Here is a 7,803-nt window from a genome sequence, read left to right as displayed (position 1 = left end):
GATAAATTAATCCTGTAAGTCGTCGTGACGCGGGGGGTAACTGTTTGCATAAACCTTGATCTGACCCACAGCAAGGGCCACTGCACTTTGTGCTAAAAGTAGGCATTACGGGCCAACCGGCAACTATTCACCTTATCTTCGGGACAATACATGCAGGCAGATCGGTCAACGCAGCGTGCTATCACGCGGCTCTGTATTCAGTGCGGTCTTTTTCTGCTCCAGCACGGCGCGGAAAGCGCGCTGGTCGAGGAGCTTTCAACCCGGCTGGGGCTGGCGCTGGGGATGGACAGCGTTGAGAGCGCTATCTCATCCAACGCCATTGTGCTGACCACCATTAAAGACGGGCAGTGTCTTACGTCCACCCGTAAAAATCACGACCGCGGCATTAATATGCACGTTGTAACCGAGGTCCAGCACATCGTCATCCTGGCTGAGCATAAGCTTCTCGATCTCAAGGAGATTGAAAAACGTTTTAACCAAATCAAGCCATTACGTTATCCACGCTGGCTGGTCGTGCTCATGGTGGGGCTGTCATGCGCCTGTTTTTGTAAGCTCAATAAAGGCGGCTGGGACGGCGCGATCGTCACCTTTTTCGCCAGCAGCATCGCCATGTACGTGCGCCAGCTGCTGACGCACCGGCAGCTGCACCCACAAATTAACTTCTGCATTACCGCGTTTGTTGCCACTACGGTGTCTGGCCTGCTGCTGCGCCTGCCGCAGTTTGCCGCTACCCCGACGATTGCGATGGCCGCCAGCGTGCTTCTGCTGGTGCCGGGCTTCCCGCTGATTAACGCCGTTGCCGACATGTTTAAAGGGCACATCAATACCGGGCTGGCACGCTGGGCTATCGCCAGCCTGCTGACGCTGGCGACCTGCATCGGCGTGGTGATGGCGATGACGCTGTGGGGGTTACGAGGATGGGCGTGATAGATTTTCTGCTGGCGTTGGCACAGGACATGGCCCTGGCGGCCATTCCTGCCGTCGGCTTTGCGATGGTATTTAACGTTCCGCAACGCGCTCTGCCGTGGTGTGCGCTGCTGGGCGCAATTGGCCACGGCTCGCGAATGGTGATGATGACGGCGGGCTTTAACATCGAATGGTCGACGTTTATCGCCTCTATGCTGGTCGGCAGCATCGGTATTCAGTGGTCGCGCTGGTATCTGGCGCATCCGAAAGTGTTCACCGTCGCCGCCGTTATCCCGATGTTCCCCGGCATATCTGCCTATACGGCGATGATTTCCGCGGTGAAAATCAGCCATTTTGGCTACACCGAGCCGCAGATGATTCTTCTCCTGAGCAACTTTCTTAAGGCGTCCTCCATCGTCGGTGCGCTCTCTATCGGGCTGTCAATACCCGGGCTATGGCTCTACCGCAAACGCCCGCGCGTTTGATATTTGTGTTATTTCGCTGCCGTGGAGATAATCTTTCTGGTCCGTTTGGTAAAAATAAGGAAAGGATGTGGCTAACTCTGGCAGCGAACACCCCGATCACAGTGAAGAATCGAGCCTGAAAGAGAAAATTTTTCAGAGCGCTATCGCGCTGTTTGCCGAATTTGGACTGAACGGCGCCCGCATGGAGCAGATCGCGGAGAAAGCAGGTACCACCAAACGCATGGTCGTTTACCATTTTAAAAACAAAGAAAATCTCTACCTGCTCGTCCTGGAGTACGTTTACACCCAAATTCGTGGTAGTGAAAAGGCGCTTAGCCTGGCGGATATGCCTCCCGTCGAAGCGCTGGTCCATCTGGTTGAAGCCACCTTTGACTATCATGCCGACCACCCGGATTACATCCGCATTATCTGCATGGAAAACATGCAGCGCGGCCGTTTTATGCAGCAGTCAAACTACCTGCGTCAGGTCAACCGCAGCGCGCTCGACCTGCTTGAAGGCATCCTGCGCCGGGGCAAAGAAAAACAGCTTTTCAGCCAGACGGTTGATGCCCGCGACCTTCACCGTCTGATCAGCAGCTTCAGCTTTCACTACGTTGCCAACAGCTACACCTTCACCCTGCTGTTTGAAGAAGGTGCAGACGAGCAGGCCCAGCGCCAGCACTACCGTAAAATGGCCGTTCAGGTGGCGCTGCGTTATACTTGCCCCTAAAATTGCTTGCAATTAAATCGCGCACAATCTATATTCATTTCATGAACGCAAAAACGAACGACACGACCGCTGCGCTCCTGCTGGATAACCAGCTCTGTTTTGCCCTCTATTCGGCAAATCTGGCGCTTAATAAGCTGTACCGGCAACTGCTGGCGCCGCTAAACCTGACTTACCCGCAATATCTGGTGATGCTGGTGCTGTGGGAGCAGGATGACGTGACGGTGTCGGACATCGGTGAACGGCTGTTCCTTGACTCCGCAACGCTGACGCCGCTTCTGAAGCGTCTGGAAAGCGCAGGGCTAATCAACCGCCACCGCTCGCGTAAAGATGAGCGTCAGGTCGCCGTCACGCTGACTGAAGCCGGACGTGAACTTCAGCAGCAGGCACTGGGTATCCCACACGCAGTGGGGTGCGCCGCACAGTGTGATACCGACACCATGCTGGCGCTCAAGCAGCAGCTGGAACTTTTGCGACAACAGATTCAACGCGCGTAAGGCTATACTTTACGCGTTTTTATTTACCTATATACATCGCACGCTATTTAATAGCACATACAAAAGTAAGATGAGGAACCTGCCATGTCTTTAGAAAAAGTTGTTTATACCGCCAAAGCAAAAGCAACCGGGGGCCGTGACGGCCGCGCGACCTCTTCCGATGGAGTTCTGGACGTTAAACTGGGCGTGCCCAAAGAGATGGGCGGTATGGGTGGAGAAGTCACGAACCCTGAGCAGCTGTTTGCTGCGGGTTACTCTGCCTGCTTCCTGGGCGCGATGAAGTTTGTGGCGGCTCGCGACAAATTTACCCTGCCAAAAGAGGCGTTTATTGAAGGCGAAGTCGGTATCGGCCCGCTGCCGACCGGTTTTGGTATCGAAGCAAAACTGAATATCCACGTTGAAGGGATGGATCCTGCGGAAGCCAAAAAGCTGGTCGATGCGGCGCATATCGTTTGCCCGTACTCTAACGCGACCCGCGGCAACATCGACGTGACCCTGAATATCATCGCGTGATAACTGCCTGATGGCGCTGCGCTTTTCAGGCCTACGATTGTAGCCCTGGTAAGCGCAGTGCCACCGGGGAAATCCCCTCCATCCCCTCCCCTCTCTGTGCTACCATAAGCCCATATCACGCCCGTAGTAATCAGTTGAGTAAGCGTTATGTCCTCCAGAATTCTGACCACCAGCATTGCTGGCATTGATGCCTTTATGCGCGACCCACGCGGTGTGTTGACCCACGCCGAAGGCGGCACGGTTGCGGTTTTTGCCGACAACGCGCCGGCGTTTTACGCAATCACGCCGGAACGTCTGGCGCAGCTTCTGGAGATCGAAGCGCAGATGTCACGTCCGGCAAGCGACGTCACGCTGGATAACCAGTTTTTTGAAGAACCGGTTAATACCCCGCTAACCGTTCCGATGGGCAAATTTGTCCTGTACGCGGGCTGGCAGCCTGACGCAGATTTTCAGCGGCAGGCAGCATTGTGGGGCATTGCGTTAACTCAGCCAGCCACCGCGGAAGAGCTCGCCGCGTTTATCGCCTGGTGGCAGGCGGAAGGCAAAGTGTTCACCCACATTCAGTGGCAGCAAAAGCTCGCGCGTCATCTTCAAATTACCCGCGCCAGTAACAATGGCCAGCCTAAGCGCGATATCAACACGTTTTCAGAACCGGATAAACAGATCCCGAGTGGATTCCGAGGTGCGAAATGAAGAACGTCGGCGACCTGATGAAACGTCTGCAAAAAATGATGCCAGCCAACGTGAAGCCTGCCTTCACCACGGGTGAAGAGCTGCTGGCGTGGCAAAAGGAGCAAGGTAAAATTCGTGCCGCCGCGCTCGCCCGCGAAAACCGGGCGATGAAAATGCAGCGCACCTTTAACCGCTCCGGTATTCGTCCCCTGCATCAGAACTGCTCGTTTGATAACTATAAAATTGAGACCAGCGGGCAGATGAACGCGCTTGCCGCCGCGCGTCAGTACGTGGATGAATTTGACGACAATATCGCCAGCTTCATTTTTAGCGGCAAGCCCGGCACAGGTAAAAACCACCTCGCGGCCGCCATCTGCAACGAACTGCTTCTGCGCGGTAAATCAGTCCTCATCATCACCGTGGCCGATATCATGTCCGCCATGAAAGACACCTTCAGCAACCGTGAAACCAGCGAAGAGCAGCTTCTTAACGATCTGAGCAATGTCGATCTACTGGTCATCGACGAGATTGGCGTTCAGACGGAATCCCGTTATGAAAAGGTCATCATTAATCAGATAGTCGATCGCCGCTCTTCGTCCAAACGTCCCACCGGGATGCTGACGAACCACAACATTGACGAGATGACCCGCTTACTGGGCGAACGCGTCATGGACCGCATGAAGCTGGGCAACAGTCTGTATGTCATTTTCGACTGGGACAGTTACCGCAGCCGCGTCACCGGCAAAGAGTATTAAGACAGTTCCAGGAATCGCCAGCAGGGCGCAGGTATATACTGGAACCCCTTCCGGCCCAAAACGGACCTTTTTGAGAAAGCCATTATGAAAAAACAGATTCTTATCAGCACCTTTTTAGGCGCGCTGCTGATTACCGGCGCAGCACAAGCGGCTTCGTGGCAGGAGTCCCTGTCAAGCGCAGCGAATGAGCTGACCAAAGAGAGCAGCAGCGCCCAGGGCGGGCTCTCGGCCTCTTCTCTCACCAGCCTGCTGAGCAACAGTTCCCAGAGCCTGAGCGCGGGCACGATGAACAACGCGGCGGGGATTCTGGAATATTGCGCTAAGCAAAAGCTGGCCTCGGTGACCGACGCGCAAAACGTGAAAAACCAGGTGCTGGGTAAACTGGGTCTCGACACGCAGGAGCAAAAAGCGGACACCAGCTATATGGACGGCATTCAGGGCCTGCTTAACGCGCAAAACGGCCAACAGCTGAATCTGAGCACCCTCGGCAACTCCGCCCTGGCAAAACAGGTGAAAACCAAAGCCTGCGATCTGGTGCTGAAACAAGGCGTTAATTTCATCTCCTGATCCGCCCCATTTTCTGCCACAACACGCCGCGTTTAATGCGATAGGCTTGCATCGCGGCGTTAAACGAGCGTTTTTCCTACCTGCCACCGTCTCAGCGTCCGTTTGTCAGGATGCGACCATCCTCATAAAAACGATTTTATAAACCAAATCCTAACAACAGCACACTTTCGTGACACTAAAATTGCAGCTAAACGACATCGCCATTACATTGTCTTACCAAAAATAAACAGTTAGCCAGCGAAGCACCTGGCGTCATGAGGATATGCTGTTGTCAGAATTCATCTCTCTTATCCTTTTTCTGGCTTCCGTCGGCGTTTATGCCTGGAAAGCCGGCCGTAACACCTGGTGGTTTATCGCCACGCTGGTGGTGCTCGGCATTTTTATCGTTTTAAACATTACCTTATACGCCAGCGATTACTTCACCGGCGACGGCATTAACGATGCTGTGCTCTACACCCTGACGAACAGCCTGACGGGCGCGGGAGTAGGTAAATACATCCTTCCGGGGCTGGGACTGATCGTGGCGCTGGTGACGATTTTCGGCGCGCTCGCCTGGGTGCTGCGCCGCCGTCGCCATCTTCCTCACCATCATGGCTACAGCCTGCTGGCGCTTTTCCTGGCGCTGGCCTCCGTTGACGCCAGCCCCGCGTTTCATCAGATCACCGAGCTTGTAAAATCCCAGTCGCGCGACGGCGATCCGGACTTCGTGGCCTACTATAAAGAGCCGTCGAAAACGATCGCCAACCCGAAGCTCAACCTGGTCTACATCTACGGTGAAAGCCTGGAGCGCACCTACTTTGATAACGATGCGTTTCCGAACCTCACGCCGGAACTGGGCGCGCTGAAAAACGAAGGCCTCGATTTCAGCCACACCATGCAGTTACCCGGCACGGATTACACTATCGCCGGGATGGTGGCCTCCCAGTGCGGTATCCCGCTGTTCGCACCTTTTGAAGGCAACGCCTCCGCCTCGATGTCGACGTTCTTCCCGCAGAATATTTGCCTGGGCGATATCCTGAAAAACTCCGGCTATGAAAACTACTTTATGCAGGGAGCAAACCTGCGCTTTGCCGGAAAAGATGTGTTCCTGAAATCCCACGGTTTTGACCACCTGTATGGCTCAGAAGAGTTAAAAACGACGGTTGCCGATCCCACCTACCGCAACGACTGGGGCTTCTATGACGATACGGTGCTGGACGAAACCTGGAAGAAATTCGAGGAACTTTCCCGCGCCGGGAAGCGTTTTTCTCTCTTTGCGCTGACGGTAGATACGCACCATCCGGACGGGTTCGTCTCGCGCACCTGTAAACGAAAAAGCTATGACGTGGACGGCAAAAACAACAAGTCTTTCAGCGCCGTGACCTGTAGCCAGGAGCACATCGCCGCGCTGGTCGAGAAAATCAAAGCCTCGCCGTGGTTTAAAAACACCGTCATCGTCGTATCGTCTGACCATCTGGCAATGAAAAACAGCGCGTGGGACCAGCTCAGCAAACAGGATCGCAGCAATCTTTTCTTCGTGCTGCGCGGCGATCAGCCGCAGCAGGAGTTAATCGCCACCAAACGCAACTCCATGGATAACGGCGCAACCGTGCTGGACATTCTGGGGGGCGACAACTTTATTGGCCTCGGGCGCAGCACGCTGTCGGGGCAATCCCTGTCGGAAGTGTTCCTCAACATGAAGGAGAAAATCCTCGCCTGGAAGCCCGACATCATCCGCCTGTGGAATTTCCCGAAAGAGATGAAAGACTTCACCGTCGATCGGGATAAAAACACCGTTGCCTTCTCCGGCAGCAATTTCCGCCTGCCGCTGCTGGTGCGCGTGTCGGATAGTCGCGTCGAACCGCTGCCGGAAAGCGAGTATTCCGCGCCGCTGCGCTTCCAGCTGGCCGATTTCGCCCCTCGCGATAACTTCGTCTGGATTGACCGGTGTTACAAAATGGGTCAGCTCTGGTCGCAGCCGCTGGCGCTCTCTACGGACTGGTGCGTCTCTCAGGGCCAGCTTGGCGGGGAGCAAACCGTGCAGCATGTCGACAAAGCCCAGTGGAAAGGCAAAACCGCCTTTAAAGATACGGTGATTGATACGGCTCGCTATCAGCACAACATCGACATGCTGAAAATCGTCGACAACGACATCCGCTATAAAGCGGACAGCTTTATCTTTAACGTGGCCGGCGCGCCCGAAGAGGTGAAGCAGTTTAGCGGCATCTCCCGTCCGGAGTCGTGGGGACGCTGGTCAAACGCGCAGCTGGGCAACGAGGTGAAAATTGAGTACACCCATCCGCTGCCGGAACAATTTGATCTGGTGATTACGGCCAGGGCTTATGGACCCAATGCCAACAAGCCCGTCCCCGTTCGCGTGGGAGATCGGGAGCAGACGTTAACGCTTGGAAACGACGTGAGCACGCACACGCTGCACTTTGAGAATCCTTCGCGCAGTAATACCCTGGTGATCGTACCGCCGGACCCGCAGTCCACGAATGAAGGGAATATCCTTGGGCACTCACCCCGCGAGCTTGGAATCGGCATGGTCGAAATCAAAATCGTCAGCAAAGCGGGTTAAGACGCGTCGCGCCCGGCGTTCTGCCGGGCGCTTATGAAAATAAATAATCCTATAATATTCTTATAAATTAGATTAAAACACTTTATATCAGCCATTTTAATCTATAAATATCCCGCCAAAATCCATATCCGTAAAATTCCAA

The 7,803-nt window shown here is 54.6% G+C and carries 9 protein-coding genes; all 9 read left to right on the top strand.

From position 1 onward, the window contains the following. Window positions 1-150 precede the first annotated feature (150 nt). Entirely contained in the window at window positions 151-927 is a 777-nt protein-coding gene (locus IM271_RS19760; protein ID WP_028015422.1) for a threonine/serine exporter ThrE family protein, read from the top strand. After that, complete coding sequence (locus tag IM271_RS19755; protein ID WP_041911301.1) at window positions 918-1,391, top strand: threonine/serine exporter; 474 nt, start codon at window positions 918-920, stop codon at window positions 1,389-1,391. The genes IM271_RS19760 and IM271_RS19755 overlap by 10 nt, the downstream gene beginning before the upstream one ends. Window positions 1,392-1,458: 67 nt before the next feature. Then, the gene (locus IM271_RS19750) at window positions 1,459-2,100 is read left to right on the top strand and encodes a TetR family transcriptional regulator (RefSeq protein WP_048999317.1); all 642 of its coding nucleotides are present in this window, start codon (window positions 1,459-1,461) and stop codon (window positions 2,098-2,100) included. A gap of 41 nt (window positions 2,101-2,141) precedes the next feature. Next, on the top strand, window positions 2,142-2,594 hold the full coding sequence (locus tag IM271_RS19745; RefSeq protein ID WP_028015419.1) for a MarR family winged helix-turn-helix transcriptional regulator: 453 nt from the start codon (window positions 2,142-2,144) through the stop codon (window positions 2,592-2,594). Window positions 2,595-2,678: 84 nt separating this feature from the next. After that, window positions 2,679-3,107: an organic hydroperoxide resistance protein gene (locus IM271_RS19740; protein WP_013095463.1), complete on the top strand. Its 429-nt coding sequence runs from the start codon at window positions 2,679-2,681 to the stop codon at window positions 3,105-3,107. Between the two features lie 147 nt (window positions 3,108-3,254). Continuing rightward, window positions 3,255-3,800, top strand: a complete 546-nt coding sequence (gene dnaT / locus IM271_RS19735) for a primosomal protein DnaT (protein ID WP_028015418.1) — start codon at window positions 3,255-3,257, stop codon at window positions 3,798-3,800. After that, on the top strand, window positions 3,797-4,534 hold the full coding sequence (dnaC, locus tag IM271_RS19730; RefSeq protein ID WP_126326280.1) for a DNA replication protein DnaC: 738 nt from the start codon (window positions 3,797-3,799) through the stop codon (window positions 4,532-4,534). The genes dnaT and dnaC overlap by 4 nt, the downstream gene beginning before the upstream one ends. Window positions 4,535-4,618: 84 nt before the next feature. Next, entirely contained in the window at window positions 4,619-5,101 is a 483-nt protein-coding gene (locus IM271_RS19725) for a DUF2501 domain-containing protein (protein WP_028015416.1), read from the top strand. A 268-nt stretch (window positions 5,102-5,369) separates the two neighbouring features. Then, window positions 5,370-7,661, top strand: coding sequence for a phosphatidylglycerol--membrane-oligosaccharide glycerophosphotransferase (opgB, locus tag IM271_RS19720; protein WP_193053048.1), 2,292 nt, complete (start codon window positions 5,370-5,372; stop codon window positions 7,659-7,661). Window positions 7,662-7,803: the final 142 nt, after the last annotated feature.

Source organism: Enterobacter cloacae complex sp. I3, assembly GCF_014896175.1.
Classification (GTDB): Bacteria; Pseudomonadota; Gammaproteobacteria; order Enterobacterales; family Enterobacteriaceae; genus Enterobacter; species Enterobacter bugandensis.
This window is presented reverse-complemented; position numbering and strand designations above follow the sequence as displayed.

Bases quoted from the DNA above. Each gene is read 5' to 3' on its own strand.
- IM271_RS19760 (WP_028015422.1), top strand. From the start codon at position 151: ATGCAGGCAGATCGGTCAACGCAGCGTGCTATCACGCGGCTCTGTATT.
- IM271_RS19755 (WP_041911301.1), top strand. From the start codon at position 918: ATGGGCGTGATAGATTTTCTGCTGGCGTTGGCACAGGACATGGCCCTG.
- IM271_RS19745 (WP_028015419.1), top strand. From the start codon at position 2,142: ATGAACGCAAAAACGAACGACACGACCGCTGCGCTCCTGCTGGATAAC.
- IM271_RS19740 (WP_013095463.1), top strand. From the start codon at position 2,679: ATGTCTTTAGAAAAAGTTGTTTATACCGCCAAAGCAAAAGCAACCGGG.
- dnaT (WP_028015418.1), top strand. From the start codon at position 3,255: ATGTCCTCCAGAATTCTGACCACCAGCATTGCTGGCATTGATGCCTTT.
- dnaC (WP_126326280.1), top strand. From the start codon at position 3,797: ATGAAGAACGTCGGCGACCTGATGAAACGTCTGCAAAAAATGATGCCA.
- IM271_RS19725 (WP_028015416.1), top strand. From the start codon at position 4,619: ATGAAAAAACAGATTCTTATCAGCACCTTTTTAGGCGCGCTGCTGATT.